General features: G+C 59.4%; 16 protein-coding genes. 2 read left to right on the top strand and 14 right to left on the bottom strand.

Features of this window, described 5'->3' with window-relative positions; all coding sequences use genetic code 11:
• Window positions 1–230: 230 nt before the first annotated feature.
• The 3 genes from H7C86_RS21200 to H7C86_RS21190 form a co-directional block, all read right to left on the bottom strand.
• Entirely contained in the window at window positions 231–1,217 is a 987-nt protein-coding gene (locus H7C86_RS21200) for a DUF4192 domain-containing protein (protein ID WP_037130195.1), read from the bottom strand.
• A 194-nt stretch (window positions 1,218–1,411) separates the two neighbouring features.
• The gene (locus tag H7C86_RS21195; RefSeq protein ID WP_003942448.1) at window positions 1,412–1,768 is read right to left on the bottom strand and encodes a hypothetical protein; all 357 of its coding nucleotides are present in this window, start codon (window positions 1,766–1,768) and stop codon (window positions 1,412–1,414) included.
• Window positions 1,765–2,772: a DUF3560 domain-containing protein gene (locus tag H7C86_RS21190; protein WP_182262185.1), complete on the bottom strand. Its 1,008-nt coding sequence runs from the start codon at window positions 2,770–2,772 to the stop codon at window positions 1,765–1,767. The genes H7C86_RS21195 and H7C86_RS21190 overlap by 4 nt, the downstream gene beginning before the upstream one ends.
• Window positions 2,773–2,977: 205 nt before the next feature.
• Here H7C86_RS21190 and H7C86_RS21185 point away from each other — a divergent pair, with 205 nt between their 5' ends.
• Entirely contained in the window at window positions 2,978–5,785 is a 2,808-nt protein-coding gene (locus tag H7C86_RS21185) for a DUF4365 domain-containing protein (protein ID WP_182262184.1), read from the top strand.
• Window positions 5,786–5,848: 63 nt separating this feature from the next.
• Here H7C86_RS21185 and H7C86_RS21180 read toward each other — a convergent pair whose 3' ends face one another.
• From H7C86_RS21180 to H7C86_RS21145, 9 genes are all read right to left on the bottom strand, one after another.
• Window positions 5,849–6,424, bottom strand: a complete 576-nt coding sequence (locus H7C86_RS21180) for a hypothetical protein (RefSeq protein ID WP_003942445.1) — start codon at window positions 6,422–6,424, stop codon at window positions 5,849–5,851.
• Window positions 6,421–6,555, bottom strand: a complete 135-nt coding sequence (locus H7C86_RS37315) for a hypothetical protein (RefSeq protein ID WP_256931494.1) — start codon at window positions 6,553–6,555, stop codon at window positions 6,421–6,423. The genes H7C86_RS21180 and H7C86_RS37315 overlap by 4 nt, the downstream gene beginning before the upstream one ends.
• Window positions 6,556–6,576: 21 nt before the next feature.
• A complete protein-coding gene (locus tag H7C86_RS21175; RefSeq protein WP_037130206.1) occupies window positions 6,577–7,209 on the bottom strand; it encodes a helix-turn-helix domain-containing protein in 633 nt (210 codons plus the stop codon).
• 6 nt (window positions 7,210–7,215) lie between these two features.
• Window positions 7,216–7,947, bottom strand: a complete 732-nt coding sequence (locus H7C86_RS21170) for a hypothetical protein (protein ID WP_003942446.1) — start codon at window positions 7,945–7,947, stop codon at window positions 7,216–7,218.
• Window positions 7,947–13,259, bottom strand: a complete 5,313-nt coding sequence (locus H7C86_RS21165; RefSeq protein WP_182262183.1) for a telomere-binding protein — start codon at window positions 13,257–13,259, stop codon at window positions 7,947–7,949. Before H7C86_RS21165 ends, H7C86_RS21170 begins: the two co-directional genes overlap by 1 nt.
• 198 nt (window positions 13,260–13,457) lie before the next feature.
• Entirely contained in the window at window positions 13,458–13,733 is a 276-nt protein-coding gene (locus tag H7C86_RS21160) for a hypothetical protein (protein ID WP_037130212.1), read from the bottom strand.
• Between the two features lie 537 nt (window positions 13,734–14,270).
• A complete protein-coding gene (locus H7C86_RS21155) occupies window positions 14,271–15,011 on the bottom strand; it encodes a hypothetical protein (protein WP_037130214.1) in 741 nt (246 codons plus the stop codon).
• Entirely contained in the window at window positions 15,008–15,973 is a 966-nt protein-coding gene (locus H7C86_RS21150) for a ParA family protein (RefSeq protein ID WP_003942441.1), read from the bottom strand. Before H7C86_RS21150 ends, H7C86_RS21155 begins: the two co-directional genes overlap by 4 nt.
• Window positions 15,974–16,681: 708 nt before the next feature.
• On the bottom strand, window positions 16,682–17,356 hold the full coding sequence (locus H7C86_RS21145) for a hypothetical protein (RefSeq protein WP_003942436.1): 675 nt from the start codon (window positions 17,354–17,356) through the stop codon (window positions 16,682–16,684).
• An 834-nt stretch (window positions 17,357–18,190) separates the two neighbouring features.
• Between H7C86_RS21145 and H7C86_RS21140 the strand changes: the two genes are divergently transcribed.
• Window positions 18,191–18,478: a hypothetical protein gene (locus H7C86_RS21140; protein WP_003942447.1), complete on the top strand. Its 288-nt coding sequence runs from the start codon at window positions 18,191–18,193 to the stop codon at window positions 18,476–18,478.
• 261 nt (window positions 18,479–18,739) lie between these two features.
• Here H7C86_RS21140 and H7C86_RS37310 read toward each other — a convergent pair whose 3' ends face one another.
• Both H7C86_RS37310 and H7C86_RS21130 read right to left on the bottom strand, forming a co-directional pair.
• A complete protein-coding gene (locus H7C86_RS37310) occupies window positions 18,740–19,261 on the bottom strand; it encodes a hypothetical protein (protein ID WP_232508943.1) in 522 nt (173 codons plus the stop codon).
• Window positions 19,262–19,338: 77 nt separating this feature from the next.
• On the bottom strand, window positions 19,339–20,004 hold the full coding sequence (locus tag H7C86_RS21130) for a hypothetical protein (protein WP_182262182.1): 666 nt from the start codon (window positions 20,002–20,004) through the stop codon (window positions 19,339–19,341).
• Window positions 20,005–20,141 lie beyond the last annotated feature (137 nt).

Here is a 20,141-nt window from a genome sequence, read left to right as displayed (position 1 = left end):
CCGTCGGGAGGGGTAACCCGGGCTACGCCCGGGTCCCGGACGCACGGGCGGCAAGCCGCCCTGTAACGGAAATTCCCGCCGCTGCGCGGCCGGGGTTGCGGGTATTTCGTTGCGCTAAAACGCAATTTAGAAAATCGCGGCGAAACGAGAATCGTCGCTCGGCTCCATTGGCGCAGGGCAAGAAAATCGGTGGCGCAGTCACGAAATGCATTGCGCCACCGATTCGTTATCTACTGCGCCTGGGTTTGATGTGCCAGAACTGCCGCAGTCCGCAATTGTTCCCAGATCGCGGGGTGCAGACCGTTGTCGAGAACCTGCTCGAACATTTTCCCGAAGCTGTGGGACGGGTCGAGTCGGCGGCCACTCGTCAGTGCTTCACGTGCCAGCGCAGAGCGGCGATTGACCCAGTTGAAGACTCCGGCGAACACCATGAGCGGACCGGCCAAATCCTCGGGTAAAAGTGCGCCGACCTGCCGCATTACCTCGGCGGCTGCATCGGCATTGTTTTCGTCGATGTGTGCGAACAACAGATCGCGCACCGTCACGTCATGCATGGCAGCAGCAATAACGGCTGCGTGCTCATCGGTAACGGTAATGCCGTGCTGTGACGTGCCGTCCAGGTAGTGCGAAAGTGCCAGATCGAATACCCGATCGGCCGCTCGCTGTGGCTCCATGGCGCGTAGAACGATGCGCTTGGCGCCGAAGGCCCGTGAGGCCGCGGCAGCGCGTTCCGGGCCGTGCTGCGCGGCGGTAAACCCTGCTCGGATCTCGCTGCGGGTCTTGAGAATCGTTGTGCCCTCGAACAACGCTTCGGTGATCAGTGGGTGTGCTGCAAGATCGACAGGTGTACCCGACTGTGCGGCAAGTGATCCCGCGCCCGTCCATTGACGTACCAGACCATCGGTGAAAACGAACACAGGCGGAACTGAATCGGGCCGAAATGTTTCGAGCGCTTCGGCTACGTCATTGCCCCGTTCGAGCGTGCCAAAGACAACCACAAGCATCGATTGGCACTCTTCCAGAGCTGGTGTCACACGCAAGGAACTCAGAATTCCCTCCGACACGCCAGGGAGCAGATTGAGGAGGGGGAGCATGGCGACCCTGCACGGGTGCACATCGAGGGTGATGATGACCAACTCGTCCTCGGGAAGATGGCCACCCATAGCCACGGCACCGGCGACAACATCGGACGGGCTGGTCATTCGGAAAGCTGGCATTACGGAACCCCTTTGGGTCGGTGGGCGAACTGGTCAGATTCACCCGATGGATTGGACTGACGAACACTTGAAAGCTACCCCACGCCTACGACAAAAAGGCACTTTGACCTGTGTCTATGTCCCCGGCACACCCGGTGCCGGGGACATAGACACAGGAGGCGACGCAAAGCGCCGGCCTCCCGTAGTCTTAGCTGCTAAGGGGCAGTGATCACCTCGGCTGTGAATCTGCCGATCCGGGTGCGTGACAGACGAGAATTGGTGCCGCGCACATGCTCGAACCAGGCTTCGCGCTGATCGTCCGGCAGAGCGTCCCACGAGCTCGCCGTCAGAGTTTCGTAATCGAGAGCGGCGACAGTCTCGAGCGGTGTGAGCAGACGCCAGCTGGCGAGGCGGTACACGTCCGCGAAGTGGCCGTTAACCGGTGGCCACTCGGTCTCGGGGTGGAGTCGCATAAATGTTTGGGCAGCAACACGTTCCACGGAACGTGCAACCGGATAGTGGCGCGACTGCCGAAACTCTCCGCTGTGAATCTCGTCCCGGAGACTGTTCACGACCGAACCTCCTTGATGGAAGATGAACTGGCCGAAGCTGTTTCGGCTTCCTTCGCCTGCCTGTGTCCAGCAAGTTTGTGATACGGAATAGTGTCCGTCCAATCGCCGCCAATCCTCGCCGGAACAGTGACAGATTTCTTATTGACCCGATCCACCGAATACCAGACACCCGAGCACCTGACCAGATCTCCTTTCGCGATCGTGTCCGGCCCGAAATTGTTGGCCTGACCTGACGCGATCTGCTGGGCGCGGATTCCTTCCCAATAGGTGATCTGGTCGGCCCGCTCGGCGATACGGGTAATCAACGCCTGACGGTAGGTGCCCTCGGCCGGAGGAAATTTCTCGATCAGCTTCACGCCACGCACCACGAAGAGCGTCCGCTCGTGACCGTCGAGCTCGCGTTGGTCCGCGCGCTGCTCTGCGTGCATTTTGTCGATCCGATTCTTCACGGTCACCGGGCTGTAGCGAGCCGCTGTGGTCACCGCTGTCGCCTCCGCGCGCCTACGTGCTTCCTCCGCATTCCCCTCGGCTGCCACAGCCTGTCCCAGGCGCTGATGGACTTTCTTGAGCGCTCGCCGATGCCGCCCCTCCGAATGGTGCCCGACCTTGATCGGCTCACCCCCAGGAGGAAGCTGGGCAGCCGCGCGCTGCTCTGCCTCCCAAGCCGACTCCGCCTGTTCTGACCGGCGCCCCGCCTTCAGCGCGAGCGCTTCCACCCGAGCAGTTTGACGATCAATGCGATCGGCCTCGACCTCGGCCGTCGGCCGCGCTGTCGAGTCGATATCAATCTCGACATCGAAACCACTCGCGCGCAACGCCTCTGCAGTCAACTCAATCAGGCGAACCTTCGGAGCCCGATCCCTACTGCTCCGGATCCCCCAGAAACCGATACTGCGAAACCACCTCCACCCGTGCGCCGCCAATACATCTCCGGAACCATCACCGCGAGAGGTCCCGTCAATTAGCGTTCCATCCGCGGCAGTGTGCGAAATCGTCAACGTCACTTCGAATCTCCGACCTAACAGTGGGGCAGGTAGTCAGTCCGCCCGTCAGCAATTGGACACCTCCAAACCTACCCTCGATATCCGACAAAAACATGCATTCACCTGCGTGTATGTCCCCGCCGCACCCGGTGCCGGGGACATACACGCAGGTTGTGATTGTCTATAGACAGGAACCATCAGGGAACGCGGCAGATGAGGCGAAACAATGATAAAAGCCAGTAGTACCGTCCAAACCGGAAACATTGGGGAATTAGCCATCGGCTACCAGTTCACGAAATTGAATTGGCACGTAGCCCCCAACCCTGCCGGCGAAGTCGGTACAGATGTCTTTCTGCAGCCGCGGACGGCAACAGGCATTGATTCTGGTGCACTCATCGCTGGTCAGGTGAAGAACGGGGACACGTGGTTCGATTATCCGGAATTCGATGCGGACGGAAAACTTGTTGGATGGTGGTTCCGTGATCCCAACAGTGAGCATTTGAAGTATTGGCTCGAATACTCTGTGCCGTTCATCCTGTTCCTGCATGAGGAGTCCACCGAAAAATCGTATTGGGTTCATGTGACACAGGATTCAGTTAAAAGTACCGGCAAAGGTGCCAAGATTCTGGTCCGCGTTGATTCAACTGTCGACAAACACCACATAGGAGACCTCCTGGAAATCGCGACCAAAGGCCGAATCCACTCACAATGGGAAGGGACTGCGTGGGGTAGTGCAGATGTGTTGTCGACTGATCGTTACCGCTATGCGATGTTGACGCCGCGCCTGGTGGCCCCCCACCCGAACTCGCCAGTGACGAAACTGGAACCCCACGAAGCCATCGCATTGTTGATCAAAATGCGGCTGAGGCACCTGACACCGCGCACGGCGGTTGACGCGCTGGCCAAAAGTACTAAGGATCCGGCACCGGACCTCGCGGAATGCCGAAGCTCGACCACGTGGGGGTGGCGATTTTATGCTGCAGCGCACGACATTCTGGGCGGTGACGCCAACATTGACGCGCTCGAAAAACTGGTCAAGGACGCCAAGGCGCCATCGGAACGGGCTGCAGCCGCAGTGTTCGCCTGTGCTCTTTCCGTCGAAGACGGAAACCCACAAGGCGGATTGGACGTCGTAGACGGCGCTCTGACCCATAGCGATTACAGCGACGTCGATCGGGCGTGGCTCCTCCTGCACAGAGGCCGTTGTCTAGCCGAGCTCGGCGATCTCGCAAATGCACGTCTCTGTGCCGTCGACGTCCAAAAAATTCGAAATGTAGCGGTAGATGACCCAACCGCTATGGCAATCACAGGATCGGGCACTGATCTCATCTTCAGACTCAACCCATGGTCGACGGACAGCAAGGAAGTTATCGGTGTTGAGGAAGTGATCAAGGGCCGTGACACCCTCGCGTCGTGGTGGAGTCGGCAGGAGGTAGCGGACGGCCTGGAGATTCAGTTCACCGACCAGTTCCAAGTATGGGTGGGTAATTCCGAGGGCCCAGAACTGGATCCGACCAGCTTGAGGCTCCGGTCGGCGACGCTGCTTGCCGGGATCGCTGCGGATCATTCATCCTGGCGAAGATCGCACACACTCTTGGCCCAGTACACGCTCATGAACGACAGCTCAGCTGAGGAGATCGCTAAATCGCTGGCTGCGCTGAGGCACGCAGGTGAACACAAGCTGATCGAGGACACTGTGCGGCATTTACTAAGGGTGGGGCCCGCAACCGCGGTCCGCGCTGCAGCGGGCGTAGTGCGACTTGAACTCGGGACTCGAACTTCGCTACACGCTGACCTGCAAACGATTTCGTCTGCCTCCGATGTCCTTGAAACAGACTGGGCAGACACGCATGCACGCTGGATACTGGCGAGGTTGAATGATACTGGCGACTTGGCAACTCGGCTGCAGCCGACCTTCTCACTGGAGCATGCACTGCTGAAGGTTTTGTCGAATCTTGTTTCCGTGATTTCAGCGCCGGTCCTGCGTGAGGTGATCGAACACATCAAAGAATCTCCACAGCAAGGGGATATCGGCTCCTCGTACGATTGGGCACGCGTCGTGGAGAACGTGCCAATAAGTGAATGGACCAGCGACGACAGAACGGCGGTTGCCGTGCGCAGCAAGGACGGCCCGGCACTCAAAGAAGCGTTCGATCGAATCCTCGCCAAGCACGATTCCGCCCATCGGGAAACGATTCAGAAGCGAATTGAAGAAGGGAACTTGTCCGCTCTCAGTGCTTTTGGAGATGTACGAGACCTAGATGACGACATAGCGAAGGGCGTTATTGAGAAGCTGTCCTCCGCGACCACCCAGCGGATCTCCGACCTCAAAAGCGGCTCGTTCGCCATGGGAGTGAAGGACTTTGCATCCGATCTGGTCACACTGAATGTCTGGTATCCCCAGCTCGCTTCGTGGGATTCGATCTCCGACCTATTGACGACGGAACTGCCTTTCGTCTCTGACCGCCAGGGAGTGCTAGCGAGGATCGCAATTCTGGGGAAAAAGATTCCTCCAGAGGTGGTCGATGTTATTGCAGGTCCGCTCCATGACTTGATGGTCGCCCTTCCCTCAGAGGGGCCTAGTTTCAGTGATGAGGACGTGCGAGGTTCCGCGGCAGCTGCATTGGCGGCTGTTCGACCTGACGCGATCTCGGATGAGGAACTGTGGGACCTTATGCGCGGCAACGTATACCAGCGTGCAGCGGCAGTCGAAGTAGTGTCAGGAAAGAAATCTGCGAACAGATTTGACGTCCTTGTTGCGATGTCGCGGGACACGGACCCGTGGGTGCGCGCAGTGATAGCGCGTCAGATAGCCCGTGAAAAGCCAGTCGATGGCGACATAGACCGCGCAAATCTGCTGCGTCGGCTGTTGGCAAACGAAGGAACCCTGGTTGCGCGGATGGTGGCGAGCACGATCAATTCGTCGCCACCTGATGATGGCACTGACAAAGTGGTTGGCATGCTCCGCGGAAACTTCTCTGCGGGAGTGCGACGAGCAATCGCTGCGTACGACGCAAAACGGAATCCTGAGTGATTTCACCAGCAATTTAGCGAAAGTGGTCGAGGGATCGAGTTTCTTCAGACTGATGGGGCTCCGTCACTCTCGATATTGAGAGCGACGGAGCCGCGGTGCGGACGTTCCTAGATCCCCAGTTTTGATGTGATCTAGTGTCGCCCAGAGGGTTTCATTGTCACCATCGCGGCGGTGCTGATCGATGGCTGAGATCAGCTTGTCGATCACGATCCTTGCGGCCGGATTGAACGATGCCGCAGCGGCGCCGGCCCAAGCCAGTGGTTCGTCGGCGCGGTTGAGAATGCGGTCCAACGCACCTTCGCATCGGTCGAAGAATTTCCCGGTCCGTTTGGACTGGTTGGCATCCTGATCATCTGCTGCGAGCGCAGACTCGGCCAGGTCGAGAAACCCATTGATGATAGAGGTGGCACGGTTTCGTAGAACTGGGTCGAAACCCAAGGTCGCCCAGAAACTGTTCCACCGCACCCGATATCCGCGTTCGGAGTCGAGCGGTACGAGGTGATCGCGGATCAACCGGCCGAGCGCTTCGTCATCGAGGTCGCGCAAGTGCCCCGCCAGGAGCGCCGGCTTCGACGCCGTCGGCAGGGGTTGTGGATCTTTGACGCGTTGCCAAGGCTGTGGGCCTACGGATTCGATCACGACGGAAGGCTCTCCGCCGGCCACGACACATCAGTCGCGCCGGCCGGCGACGCCCCTGCCTGGTCATCGATCAAGAACTCGGACAGCACAGCGCTGACGCGAGCTTCGATTGCACTGTTGGTGGGATTCATGTTCATGTCCTTATCTGCCGTTCATTTCAGTTCTCTCGCCACAGCTAACACCGAGAGGTCGACAGCCGGCGCGTCATCGGACCAGACCTGCGTTCGGCCCTGAGCCAGGATTTGAGGTCGGGGGTGAACACGCCATGGCTCCACTTCCTGTATGACCTCGTGGGCCAGCACGACACCATGGAAACGAGTAGGCAGCGTCGTGAGGTCAACGATCGAGCCTCTACGGCGGAACTCCTTCATCGACCGCGCTGAACCGTTACTAATGACAACCTGCCTCCACGGCTTGCCCGCGAGGTCCACGATCGCAACCACGTGCGAATCGAGCCATCCACGATCACGCCACGCTGGCAGAACTCCTCGACCTTTTGGTAATGCGATCGAAGTTATGGCGTCGCGGGCGTAATCGGCTTGTTGCTGGCTGCGCAGCTCCGAATCCGGCGCCGGCAGACGCAACTGCGCCAACCGAGGAGAAGGGATCGCCGCAAGCTGGCGGTTGGTGCCAGAAAGCCACCGTCGCACGGTGCGCGTTGAAACCCCGCAAGCCTCGGCGACGACCGCGACGTCCACTCCCCCGCGCTCGGTCTCGCCATAACAGGTCCGGAGCATCATTTCGAGTCGCTTGCGTGTCCACCGCGGCCCTCGCCGAGAAGTCATCGCCGCTTACCGTTCCACGTCGAAGCTATTGATTTGGTAGAACTCCCAGCCGCCGACATAGTCTTGGGCTCGGCTGTTCATCCAATTGATCATTCCCTTGTCGCCCCCATTTTCGTAGGCGCTCCACATGGATTCAACCTGGTCGGGTGTCAGGGCCAAGGTGATCATTCGGTCCCGCGCATACTCCCGGGTGCCGGGCCCCTGTACCGCGTCGATCTTGATCTTCCCGCCGAAGTTCGACAGTGCTTTTCCTCGTGCGCTGCTGCGTACGCTCGACATCGCTTCTTTACGTGAGGTTCGAGTGGACGCGGACTGTTTCGCTTTGCGGGCCAATGCATTCAAGGTTTCGGTGCGTGGCTTCGCAATTCGCTGTCGGCCCTCGGGAGCCAGCCAACGCTCGACTGTTCGTTTGGAGACACCCAAATCACGTGCCGCTGCAGCGGTGTTGATTTCGCTGCGCTTTCCCGGTCCGTAAGCGGCCAGCAGCTGAGCCTTCAGGTTCGACGCATTTGGCTGTCCGGAAATGTCGGCCCCTTGCCGGCCGGTCAACTTCCCGAAGAACTCCCCCTGAAGTTTTCCTCGTTCCCCCCGCAAGACTTCCCGGATGGCAGTCTGAGTGACACGAAGCTCTTTGGCTGCTCGCGAGATATTGATTCGGCCGGCCACGACAGACCCGAAGTCGGAAAGACTGTCTGCGATGCGCGAATACGACGCCCTACTGAGTGGGTTGCGTGCCATCAGGAATCACTCCCCTCCGCACTAGCTGCCCACTCGTTCGGAGCAATCAGCTCCGACTTCCCCCGATAACCTTTGCCGTCCAAATACTGCAGGTGGTCGGACAACAGCGCCGATCCTTCCGGCTTGTAGTTCCCGAACCCCCGCCCGAACTGCTTCTGATCTCCAGGCCACGCCAATTGTGGATCGCGCTCGTCGGAGACGTACAGGACGGTGTCCTTGGTGACCGCTACAGGCCACACTCCGCTGTCCTCGCCGATCTTCGCGATCCTATACATGATGTTCGCGCGAGATTTAGCGACAATATGGTGGTGCCGCTCGGGCGAGTAACCGGGTCGCCCGGCCAAATGCATGTCGGAATTGAGCATGCCAATGGTGTGCGTGTAAATCACTTTGTTCTGCTCACGCGCCAACAGTGCATCGGTGTCACCCTCGATATCCAAGGCGGTTCGCGCATCGCGAATGCGTTCGTACCACGGCACCAGAACGCGCCCGTGATCTCGCCAGACGAATGCTTCCAAGATCTCCGGCTCGTAACCGAGTTGGGCAGCGCGTTCGAGAGTCGGAGTGGTCACCCACTTCGGTTCGGAGACAGACAGCCCCATCGGATTCAAGGGATTCGGGTAACGCCAGTCCGCTGCGTCGGGGATTTCGATCAGCCAGTATCCCGGAAGCTTGCGATCGAACACCATCCCATCCGGGTGATGCTCTGGCTCCCCGATCGGCAATTCGAGACCAGCAATACCGGCAGCATAGGAACCGCCGCGATCGAAGGCATGAACGTAGCGGCATTTCGCCTCTGAATCGGAAAGGGTTCGCGACCAATCGATATCGGCTTCAAAGATCTGGAACTTCTTCGCAAAATCCGAGTCGGACGGCGCGAAGATCCGCTTCCATTCCTTGGGGCGCGCGGCGATCATCAAGTCGATCCCGGTCGATGCAGGACTCACAGCCCACGGGAATCGGAGCGCCCCGGCCAACAACGCAAGCCGCCTTGCCAACGTGGCTGCGGTAGGAGAGTCACCAAGTACAGGCATCTCTTTCGGATCCTGACTCATCCCGGAAATCAGAGCTACCCACACGCCACGTGCCTCGCCTCGCCACACACGAGTCCACGTCCCTAGCCGGTCCCCCGGCTGCCCGCCAAGCTGCCATCCCTGAGCCAGCGCATCGGTCACAAATGCAGATTCAGCCGACAGCTCCTTGAGTCGATCATTCCTGTTGCGTTTCCCCAACGAACTGGTGTCAATACCAACTTTCTGCGCCATCGCATCGGTGATCCAGATCTGACCAGGCACAGACCACGTGTCAGACGTCCACGTCCCGAGATTCAGCGTCGTGACCAACTCGGCGACATCTCCGACATGCGCGATCGGAGTAGCCAGCTCGTGGCGAGTGCCGTCCGGCAGCCATACACCGTCGACATCGAGTACTGCAGCCGGCGCAGTGAACGCGGCCGCCTTCTCCTTGCCGGCCGTCTTCACTACCTTCGGGCGAGTCTCAGGGCCCTTCGGTGCCAGCGCTACCAGCGGTGAAGGTTCGGGAGCAGGTTCGATTTCTTCCTGATTTTCGGCTGTGCCAGCTGCAATCGCCCGAGAAGCAGCGGTGCTCTGCCACCAGCACGGGAGGTGCATCACGAGTCCGTCGATCTCCCAGCCAGCTTCGTCGCCATGGCAGAGAGCGCAGGTAGATGTAGGTGAGATCTGGAACCCGTCTGCGGAGAATCCCTCTGCATCGGTTTCAATCGCCATTTCAGGCTCCTTGTCAGTGACAGAGCTGGTTAGACCCTTTTTTTCGTTGGACGGGATTGGCGAAGATACTGCGAACCCGGTAATGGACGAATTCGCTCGCGCTTCATCTGGCGAATCGTGAAGGTCCCGTCCATCGATGTCTGTAGGAAGGTCGGCAGGCTTGCTATCCGGTACCGGACCGTGGGGATCGTCAGATCCCGTTCTCACCTCAAAATCGTCCGAACATTCGCCGAACAACTTGTGCAGGCGTAGTGCGACCATTCGTTGACGACGGTTCTCGCACTTGATCATTCGCTGCACGGTGTAGCGGGGCATCCGGCCCTTCCGCTCTTCCGCGATCAGCACACCTTCGTCGTATAGTGCGCGCAGTGCAGTGCCCCGATCAATTTGCAAGGAATCGGTCAACATCTGCCCGGCGGATTTGAGGACCTGCTCAAGGGCCAGCAAATCAATGAGAATCTGCGGTTCCCCATCGCAGGGCCGTGGGTTGGCGACGACATAACCCAGACGGATTCCTCGACCCTCCTCTCTCCACCGAGCGGTGCCATCAGATGTTTCCCCGACAACGCTGCGCCGCCAGCCAAGTCGCTTGGCCAACGACCAGTCACTTGGCGCCTCACCAGTTTCGACGTCGTCGACGTATGCTTGCCCATTCCTCAATGCGTGTATCAAAAGCTCACGTACCCGGGCGCCCGGTCGCATCGGGAGGTCAGGATCGACCGCCGCGGACGCGGCATCGGTTAGACCGACAGCTACGAGGTCTCCCATATGTGCGACTTCGTTTTCCGTCAACGCGCCCAATTCGACAAGGAAGCGTGACATGGCATGCCAGCCGGCCCACAATGAGCCCAAAGCGTCGGCTTGACGTACGCTTTCGCCGCCCTTTCTCAGCTGATTGGCGTACTGTTCGCCTGCTGCAAAAGCGGCGGAACGAACTTCATCCAAGCGGGGGCACAGCCACTGCAAATAAGTGGCCATTACCAGGGCACGTCCGTGGCGGGATTCAGGGCCATCCAATTCTTTCAGAACATTCAGATCGATCTCTGACGCCTGGAGAGGGATGACGAGCATTCTTTGAGCTGCTGACCCTGGCCTCGGCATGATCTCCGACGTAATCAGGGCAGAAGCGCGGGGTGGTGTCCCGTCAAGGATTCCGAGACCGTCCCGGGTGCTCCGTGACCGCTCTTCACCATTGTGAACCAGACGAGCGAACTCTTCGAGAGCTTTCTGGGCGGTGGCGAAGTCACGCGTGGGAGCGACGTCATCGGCCCAATAAAGGGCATCTTTAGAAGCATTCAATTTGATGCGCAGTGCATTCAACGTGTCACCGTTACCTGACATCGATGAAGCAGGACGTCGACGGTCCCATTTCTCGCCCCAGTGATGCATCGCCAACGAGGCAAGCGAGGTTTTGTAGCTCCCTGGAGACCCGACAAGTGCCATCACCCACGGGTTTGGGCCTAGCGCGGACCTGAATACATGCCCGAGTAGTGCTGCCGAGACCCGGGTAGGCGTGCGTTCGAGCATCGATGCCGAGTCGCAAAGAAACGCGGCCCGGATCCGCGCAGGATCCGAACTGGGCGCAGGTAAGTCGAACATTCTCAATGGGCCGGTCAACAGCACAGGTGCTACCCGTCCGCCGTTCTCGTCGATAGCACCGCCGGCGTGTACGAAGAAATATTTTCCTTGCGCGTCCCGTCGCCATCCGGTGGATCGATACCGTACAACGCGTCGAATCTCGCGTCCGCCAGCTCCTTTGAGTGCATCACGAAGCTTTGCAACGCCGCTTGGACGGCTGTCGTAAGCAGGAGGGCCTGGCAGTGTTTCCACCCACGCGCAGTCCCGATACTCCTTTGCCGGGATCCGGACCCGCAGAAACTCACGGCTGTCCGGATGCGTGTATCCGATGATCACCGCAGTCAGCTCTTGCGGCGAGGCAGGGTTAATTTCACTCTGACCGGCCATCGCTTCGCGGCCCATCAAATCAGGCTCGTCGACGTCCACCCCATCGTCGGTGACTTCGAGATATTCCATCTCGACGATGCGAGCATCGATATCCAGCACCAACTTTGCCTGCTGATCGCCGTCTTTCCTGGTGACGATCTCGACGAGGTTCCCTTCGATGATTCGATAGACAGGGGCGATGAAATTGGTTCCGCGGATGCCATTGCGAACCACGACCGATGTCGCAGACGGACCGTTCGCCGCGGTGGCCTCGTCCGCGTTAGCTTCAGTGACTGGCGCGGGTTCGAGCTCCGGATCCTGCAGCAGCGGAGGGATCGCGACGCCGGCGACCTCATGAGCAGCTCGCGCCGCCACCCGAGACGCATTCCAAGCAATCGTCGCGGACTCGACGGCTTCGCCAGCCCACTCGGTCCCCTCCTCGGCTGCCTGCTGAACGACTTTGTCCACGAGCTCGCTCAGATGCTCAAAACGGCGCTCAGCCTCCAAAGCCCAGCGCTGAGCGCGCACCAACTCTTCATCGGACTCGACCTGCGTGTCAGCTAGATCGATACGCGCTACAGCCTCAGCGAGCGCGACCTCGACAAGGGCCTGCTTTTCGACCACGTCAGCAGCGAAGCTATGTGCTGCGACTTCTCCAGGACGGACCGGAGTAAACCCACCCCATTCGTCCTCGTCCGACCACAGCCCAGCCTCGACGTGGTCGGTGAAATCAGACTTCGGGGTGACTATCGCAGGGAGCAACAACTGAACCTGTGCGCCAACTCCACCTAGCAATGACGCAAGTTCTATGCCGCGCTTCCATCCAGCGCCATCTCTATCGAGGACGACGCGGACCTCTGCACCCTCGAAGAGCTCAGCGGAGGTAACTGGAAAGCTCAGCCCACCCTGCGCATTGGTGGTCGCGACCAACCCCAATATCTCAGCGGTCTCGACGTCCTTCTCGCCTTCGAGCAACCAGACCGGTGACCGCTCAGACAGGGCGGACAAGAGGGCGGGAAGCTGATAAAGGACAGAATCAAAACCGTCGGGCTTGCGCTTGAGACGGGTGCCGTTGGCACTGACAAACAACTGCCGGAACTGCTTGTGACGTGCGCCGTCACAGGAACTGCATTCCTCGCGGATGACTTCTTGGACGACGGTGCCGTCCGCCGACACGTATGGGTAGACCCTGACTCGAACCCAACTGTGCTCAATCTTGGGGTCTGGTGCAGCTACGGCGATTCGAGCCGGCAACCGCCCGCCTTTAGGACGTCGTCGACCCGCACTCCGTTGTTGAGCCGAACGGCCGACCCGAGTGAGTGCATCGCGCTCGGGAAGAGGTTCGTCGAACAGCTCGACCATGGTCAGGCCAAGGCCTTCGGCAATTTCCAAAGCAGAGGCGTTGCAGCCGTGGCAATGCAAAAGCACCATGCCGCCGCGGTGACCGTTGACCCAGCTCACTGACAAGGACGCATGTCGGTCCGCGTGGACAGGGCATAAGGCCATCAACTCGTGAGGGCCTCGGTGTTGGACCCCACCACTGGACTCGACCGCGATGCGTACGCGGTCGAACGACGACATAGGACCCGTCGCTGCGCCGCTCGATGCAGCCGCCGTCATGCGATTGCCTCAGCGACACTCGTCGCCAAGGATGGCGAGTGTGCTCGGAATTTGGTTAGAATGGCCATAAGTCCTCTGGACTTGAGTAAGTGAAGTTCGGAAAGTGACCTCGCAAGTCGCTTCCCGGGACTGAAATCGAATCGAAGAACCCCCTCCGGCCGGCAAAGCAGTGGGGGTTTTTCGCTGTCTAGGGCCAACTCATGCTGGAACCGAAAGTTCGCCGTCGGTCGCTTCGCGAGCAGCCTGGGTTCGATCAACTGCATAGCGGGCGTCGTGGATGCGGAGTCGCTCCGGATCCAACTTCTTGAGGATGTAATCAGGAATGTCGAGGTTCGAGGCGCGCGCCATGACGAGCACCCAGTAGTCCCCGAGATCGATCCCGAGTTCGTCTGCCCGACGTTCGTAGACCTTGGCCTGGTTGAGGGGTGCGCGCACGGAGAGGCACCGGCGCGCGCCTTTACTTGGTCGTCCCATGGGATGAGCGTAAATCGATTCTGATTCAGAAACGGTGATGCTGGTTGTGTCAGCGTGTCGTGCCCGGCGCTGCTCATGTCTGAAATCCCCTCAACCCTCGCAATGAATGCCTCTGATTAGAGGAAGATCCGCGTGCCCCGCGCCGTGTGACAGATGGGGTCAACAAATCTTCGTGCGCATCATGTCGCGAGACCTGGACGGGCCGAGTCGAAGCGGAGTCAGGTTAGCGAGGCATGCACTTTCCCACTACTACGTGTGACCTATCTGCGAAGTTGGTGGGGAGTGGGGGGAGTGGAAAGAAACAGCAGTTCAGGCGGCAAAAACCGCTCCCCACGTAGGTGGGGAGCGGGGTGGGGAGTGGGGTGGGGAGCGGCTTCAAAGACACGAATCGGCCGTTTGCGCTCGCCCGGATCTACGATCTGTTTTTAGGCTACGAAGGCAGGCGATTCGATGCCACCTTCGACTGCCGTTCATGTGGGCCTGGAAGCAGAGACGACCTCCGAGGCTTACTTTTTGCTCCTCGAAGGTCGTCCCCCACTATCGTGCGGGCGACCGCAGGTGCAACGACAAGACGCCCGCGAGCAATCGGCTGCGCGATTTGGAACCGACGACCTTCACTTGCTCGTCAAGCCAGTCACGTTGAGCGGTGGTGAAGCGGAACCAGGTCTCGACGGGTCCTTTGACCGTGAACGGCTCTTGATGGACTGGAATCCCTGAGGACGATCTGCCCGCGACGGGTTGAAAGAGGGCTCGCAGTCGCTCGATGCCTACTGCGTCGAATGCCTCGATGGCAACATCGGCGTGATCGCATCGCCGTTCGGCTGCACGATTCACCAAGGCGTCGCGAGTGGTGCGATCCAGGTAGGCCGTGACAGTCACCTTCGAGGTATCTGCAGCCGGCGGATTTCCTTCTTCCAGAATCTGGGCTGGGGGCGCTTCGGTGACTGCGGGTGGAGACTCGACGACAACAGGAGGCGCGTGGGGTGGTGCGACTGGAACGGTGACAGCTTCGGGTTCCATCGGCTGCACCCGCACTGGAGATTCAGGCGCCGAGACGGCGGGTTGAGGGGCGTCGGTGACTCGTTTGGGAGTCGGCGGGTGAGGAGCTGTGGAGTCGATCTGGGGTTGAGCCGTGTCCGGTGTCTGTGGGCTCGTAGTGCGGCGAGGCTGCAGCCCGCCGGCCGGGGGCAAGAGACCAGCGAGTCCCTCTGCTCGGTTGGGCTTCGGGGCGAAAGACTTGGCAATGCTCTTGCGGTTGCGGACCCTATTTTCACTCATGCCGAAGCCCTCTCAGCGGTGATGGTCGACATCCGTACGAGGATCTCGCGGGTGAGGTTCGAGTAGTCCTCGGCCAGGCCAGAGGCGTTTCGCGAGAGCATCAGATCCTTTGGTTTCGTGCCTTTCCTCAGCGCTGCGATCCGTGATGCGGTTTCCCCGGCCGATCGTTCCTCGAGCTCATGCACCAGAAGTCCTTGGCGTCGCGCGTCGAAGGCGGTGGTTTCCATCGTGCGGATCCGAGATTCGAAAGTCGGGGCCGAATCGCCGATCATCTCCTCGACTGCTTCCCGAATCGTTGCGTCAAGTTTGGTTGCGCGTGAGCTGACGCCGAAGAGGCAGATCCCGCCGAGTTGGAGCTGGGGGTTCACGGCAGGAAGGTTTCGTTCCGGATCTCCGTCTCGTGCTGCCGAGAACTGGCCGGCGATCGTTTCCATGCCGTCGAGGCTGGCATCATCTGCGCGGATTGGAATGACCACAGCGTGGACTACTTCCATCACTGCTTCGATGATCGTGAGATCCGTCGGAGGGGTATCGAAGATAATGACGTCGTAGTCTGCGGCCACTTGCAGCAACATGGCCAGTAGAAGCTGTCCTAGTCGTTTGCCTCCCTGGCGTTGCTGCCTGGACACCATGACTGCGGCAAGGTCGAACATTGCCGGGCCGCCTGGAACGATGTCGAGATTCTCGCGACCACCGACGTTCTGGATGATCGGCGGTGCCGACCCGCTCAAGAGGGCTGAGAACAAGGGCACGCCGTCCTCCTTCACAAACCCTAGGTCGCGGCACAAGTTGGCCTGGGGGTCGAAGTCAAGCAAGAGAACCCGGTAGCCGCCGGCAGCGAGTAAGCCTCCGGTGTTCGCGCAGAGTGAGGTCTTGCCCACTCCCCCTTTGCCGTTGAAGAATCCGAAGCAGGCAGGCAGTTGCTGATGAGTGGGTGTCGTTGGAACGGCATCTACAGACATGGTGGTTCTCCCAATGGACGTTGGTTTCTGACGAGTGGTCTGTAAGGAAAGTTAGCAGGGGTCCTGGACAACTCGCGGTATGCCACGCGTGTGGGGCCGTATGTGTTCAGGCATGTGGGTCGGCAAGCGGCGCCGCGTGTAATGCCGCGTGTTTGCATGCCGATGTAATCGCAGGTGAACACGTATGTGAACACGTATGTGAACACGTATGTGAACACGTATGTAAACACGCGTGAGTCGCTGCAGGGAATCACGCGTGAAGAAATGCGGATAATGATGCGTGAACACACGCGGATGAAATGGCGTGTAAAGAAACGTGGTCTTCTGCGTGTTGGACTGCCTGGGGTGATACGGGAGATGAAACGTGGTTCTATGCGTGAGACTCCGCATGATCAGGTGCGGAGTGCACAGCGGTTTGATGTGCGGGTGTACATCCGTGATGTTTTGCGTGACCGCTCGCAGGATGATGTGCGTGCAGAAGGATGGGCTTGCGTGCGGGGTGGTACTAAGGGTTCTCGTACGGCATGTGGTGCGGGTCTACATGCTGTGCCACAGGCGGAATCAGTTGCCAATTGGCGTACGGATCCGCCTGCTTGTAGGCGAGGGTGACCGGGTGCGTGATCAGAATTCTAGAGCCCCGGACTCACTACTCACTCTGCGTGATTCAACATGGCTTGCTTTGCGTGAAGGTGTGCGTGAAATAGCCGTTTAGCTGTACTGATGTGGGGTTCGTCGTGGATCGCCGATGGCGCCACGCTGTGCACGCTGTGCCTTGATGCGATGTCCGAGGCCGGCGACGGTGCGGACATCTGCGGCCTGAGCGATGGCGTCAGCCCGGCGAAATCCGTCGAGTTCGACGGCTAGATCGACCAAAGTGTCTTCGAGGATGTCCTCGGCAGCCGCATATAGGTCCCAGAGCTGCTTGAGCTCCCACGCGCGGATCAGGGGATTAGAGAAATAGAGCCCGTCGACGATCTTTTGCACCCGGGCTACCTGGGGATTTGTGCGTTCGTGCGCCTGCGACCAGATCGAAAAGTGGGAACTCGCCGAGCAGGTGACCACAGTCGTGTCCAGTTCGCGAGCAACTGCGGACCAGGATGTGGTCGTTTCGAGGCCTCTGCGCGCATGTCTGGCGGCCTCGCCGAATGCCCGTTGGCACACTGTGGCGTATGCGGCGGCTGAACGTCGCGCTTGGCTTAGTTCGCGCAGTTCAGACAGGGTGGTGAAGCTTTGGCGTCCGCGAGTGAACTCGGTCGCAGCCAACAGGGCGTCGCTGCTCGTCCATTGAAATCGAGACTGCCTGTATTGGTCGCGGTGCCAGCGGAGATCGTCGATCCATGCCGAGTTGAGCTTGAGGCCCATCTCGCTGCCAGGAACGGTCATAGAACAATGATGACACCACACCGGTGGTGTGTCATCAGTAGTACTAGTTGCGTCCCGACAAATCATGCTTATCGCCTTGTTTGGAACTTGAAGGCATTCCAACGGTCGCATGCCAGTCATACCGACATACCAGCCAAGCGGCTTCGCAAACATTGCCACTCACTTTCAAAGGCGTCCCAGAAGCGTCCCAATGTCGCATAATGTGCCAGTCGAATTGGATTTGATGTGAGGTTGGGACGCTTGTGGGACGCCATGCATATGGTCGTGTGATGGAATCGAGCTTGCCACTTCCGCATATGTAGGCAATTAGGCGCTTACGTCTTGGTCGTATCGAAATGATCCGATAGGTTTCTCTAACGGCTGTGGATATGACTTGGGTGCAAGATTCGCGGGTCTTGGGTGAGGTGTCTCGTCGCACCCGAGCTGTCCAGGGAGGGCTGTATAACTCTCAGCAAGATCACTTTAGGTTTTGAGCGAGCGTGTCTCGTTCCCTGTTCAGTATCGGAGATTGACGTGAGTAGCACGCATAACCAAGGCCCGTCTCAGTCGGCTGGCGGGCACCGACCACTCGCCGGGACCTTCCGTTCGGCCGCGGCCCGATCGGTCGAGAGCATCGCTTCCGCGTACATCGAGGGTGACAACGACGAAATTGAACAAGGGTCGGAAGTACCCGCGCATGTGGATCGCCCCGCCGAGACTGAACCTGCTGGAAGCCAACAAGATCGGGAGTCAATCGACCGTTCCTCTGACCTGGATGGGGGAGGGAAGTCGTCAAGTGTTCGGGTGCCGGCAAGGTGCCATGCGAAGCTCGAGGAGATGCGGGCGAGCACGGGGATGACGAACGGTCAGATTTTCATCGTCGCGATCGAGGAGACTCATGATCGACTGCCGGAACTGCTCTACCCTGGCGGTCGAATCGGTGGGGGATTATTCGCAGCCCGCGGCATTCGCGCCAAAACGTCACGTGACGATAGTGAGACGCAGGTAACTTACCGACTATTTCATGCCGACTTCGACGTGATTGACCACCTTGTGGCGGAACTGGGCGCAAAATCCCGCTCGCATCTGATCGCGGCGGCGCTGACCGGATATTTCTTCAAAGACGACGAGCCCGCAATATGACGAGGGGAGCGACGAGGGCGCCTTCAGCGCTTCTTGTTTGCGAGTACCCAAAGGAAAAGAACAAGCACGGGGGAGAAGGCGACAGGGACGGCGAGTACCCAATGCGTCACTGTCCCTGTCTCCACCTCCCTGTTGATCCAAGTCAGTAGAAGGGCTGCGACGAGCCACAGGAACGCGACGTGGCGCCAGCGCAACCGCCGCAAGAACAGGTTCAGTCCCACAGGCAGTTTCAGTCTCGACATTCGGTTTGGCATAGCTGGCTCAATTCAGTTGGATATCGACCATGCGGAGTCGGTCGCTGGCAGAAAAGTAGGCAAGCGCGTCAAAGCACGCTGCCGCCGCTTCAGCCATTTGGACGGCCCTTCCGCGCGCCCGTACAGAAACACCCCATAGATTGCAGGTCTGTTCAGTGGTGGGCATATGGGTAGGTGGGATTCCCAATGCGCCGGCTGTCAGCTGCCGTGTATCAGAGTTCTGGTGCCATTTTGGGAACAGATCCAGTTGTGAGAACAGGTGCCTGAGTAGCCCTGTGTGTTCCTCCGGATGGAAGCCGCCCGCGATATGTCCCTCAATGCTGCGGGCCAGCGTTGCGAGCGGGAGGGCCGCCGCGTCGTCGACCAAGGCGCCTCCACTGGCCAGCGAGATCTCCCACGATCGCCCGCTGCCTGTGTCTATTGCCGCAATTTCCCGTACCGGGCGCTCGCCGTTGTCGGTCGCTGCGGTATTGACGTGAACAACAAACAGATCGCGACCGCTGTTGCCGAACGGTGAAGGAGTTGCCATGGCGTGGAGGGTAGCTGCCAGCATGGACTGGATTGCGATCCTTGCCGATGCGGCATTGTCGATCTGAAGTGTCGAAATCAGTTGTTCTGTGTAGGGGACCGACGATCAGGATAATCGGCGAGGACTGCGGTGGTGAACGCCTGATACTGGGACTCCGCGAAGTCGGCGAAAAGAGTAGCGACCGTCCCGTCGTATGGCTTGCCCTCGATCGTGATTGTTGTTTTCGGCGGGCCCTCGCCAATAGTGGTGTGTCTCTCCAGCGCTCGATGAGTGACCTGGTCCCGCACCAGTTTGAGGAGTCTGAACTTGTTATCGCCCATTAAGGCCTGGCGCCACCGTTCCTGGCCTTCGTGGAGCTGCACACCGTTCTTCCTGATCGCCTCCCTCAGGTGTTCCAGGTCAGACTCGCCATGGGGATCGAACCGCCCTGCTCGTCGCAGTCGATACGCAGCAGCTGCGCAAAGATCGAGGCAAGTCAGGGCCGTGCGCGAGGCAAAATCGATCGGGGCTAGTTGTAGGACATCGAATTGCTCGGGTGCGAAGCGTTCATGGATGTACGTGTCACCCTTGGGGCCAGCCATCTCTTGCGCCAGTCCCGCAGCTATGCGAGTGAACCCCACTTGAAAGGCAGCTGAGGCAATCAGTGCTGAAGCGGCCTCATAGTCTGCGGGGAGTGACTTGAGGCGATCCGAAACAGTGTTTGAGATCGTCAACAGGCGAACGTCGTCACTCGGTCTGCTCATCCCTAATTCTCTCGCACGTGACGAGTGGATATGTAGAAAATGGGAAAGCGAAAAGGGCCCCACCTTTGGACGGTGAGACCCTTCCCTGGCCGTGCGGTTCATTGTTTGACTGCTGACCTTGTGCAGAGTTGAGGTCA

It is taken from the genome of Rhodococcus sp. UFZ-B548 (genome assembly GCF_903819475.1).
In the GTDB taxonomy this organism is placed as follows: domain Bacteria; phylum Actinomycetota; class Actinomycetes; order Mycobacteriales; family Mycobacteriaceae; genus Rhodococcus_F; species Rhodococcus_F erythropolis.
This window is presented reverse-complemented; position numbering and strand designations above follow the sequence as displayed.

Excerpts from the sequence above, each read along its gene's own strand:
- H7C86_RS21200 (WP_037130195.1), bottom strand. The coding sequence starts at position 1,217 with ATGCCAGCTTTCCGAATGACCAGCCCGTCCGATGTTGTCGCCGGTGCC.
- H7C86_RS21185 (WP_182262184.1), top strand. The coding sequence starts at position 2,978 with ATGATAAAAGCCAGTAGTACCGTCCAAACCGGAAACATTGGGGAATTA.
- H7C86_RS37315 (WP_256931494.1), bottom strand. The coding sequence starts at position 6,555 with ATGAATCCCACCAACAGTGCAATCGAAGCTCGCGTCAGCGCTGTGCTG.
- H7C86_RS21175 (WP_037130206.1), bottom strand. The coding sequence starts at position 7,209 with ATGACTTCTCGGCGAGGGCCGCGGTGGACACGCAAGCGACTCGAAATG.
- H7C86_RS21170 (WP_003942446.1), bottom strand. The coding sequence starts at position 7,947 with ATGGCACGCAACCCACTCAGTAGGGCGTCGTATTCGCGCATCGCAGAC.
- H7C86_RS21165 (WP_182262183.1), bottom strand. The coding sequence starts at position 13,259 with ATGACGGCGGCTGCATCGAGCGGCGCAGCGACGGGTCCTATGTCGTCG.
- H7C86_RS21160 (WP_037130212.1), bottom strand. The coding sequence starts at position 13,733 with ATGGGACGACCAAGTAAAGGCGCGCGCCGGTGCCTCTCCGTGCGCGCA.
- H7C86_RS21155 (WP_037130214.1), bottom strand. The coding sequence starts at position 15,011 with ATGAGTGAAAATAGGGTCCGCAACCGCAAGAGCATTGCCAAGTCTTTC.
- H7C86_RS21150 (WP_003942441.1), bottom strand. The coding sequence starts at position 15,973 with ATGTCTGTAGATGCCGTTCCAACGACACCCACTCATCAGCAACTGCCT.
- H7C86_RS21145 (WP_003942436.1), bottom strand. The coding sequence starts at position 17,356 with ATGACCGTTCCTGGCAGCGAGATGGGCCTCAAGCTCAACTCGGCATGG.
- H7C86_RS21140 (WP_003942447.1), top strand. The coding sequence starts at position 18,191 with ATGACGAACGGTCAGATTTTCATCGTCGCGATCGAGGAGACTCATGAT.
- H7C86_RS37310 (WP_232508943.1), bottom strand. The coding sequence starts at position 19,261 with ATGGCAACTCCTTCACCGTTCGGCAACAGCGGTCGCGATCTGTTTGTT.
- H7C86_RS21130 (WP_182262182.1), bottom strand. The coding sequence starts at position 20,004 with ATGAGCAGACCGAGTGACGACGTTCGCCTGTTGACGATCTCAAACACT.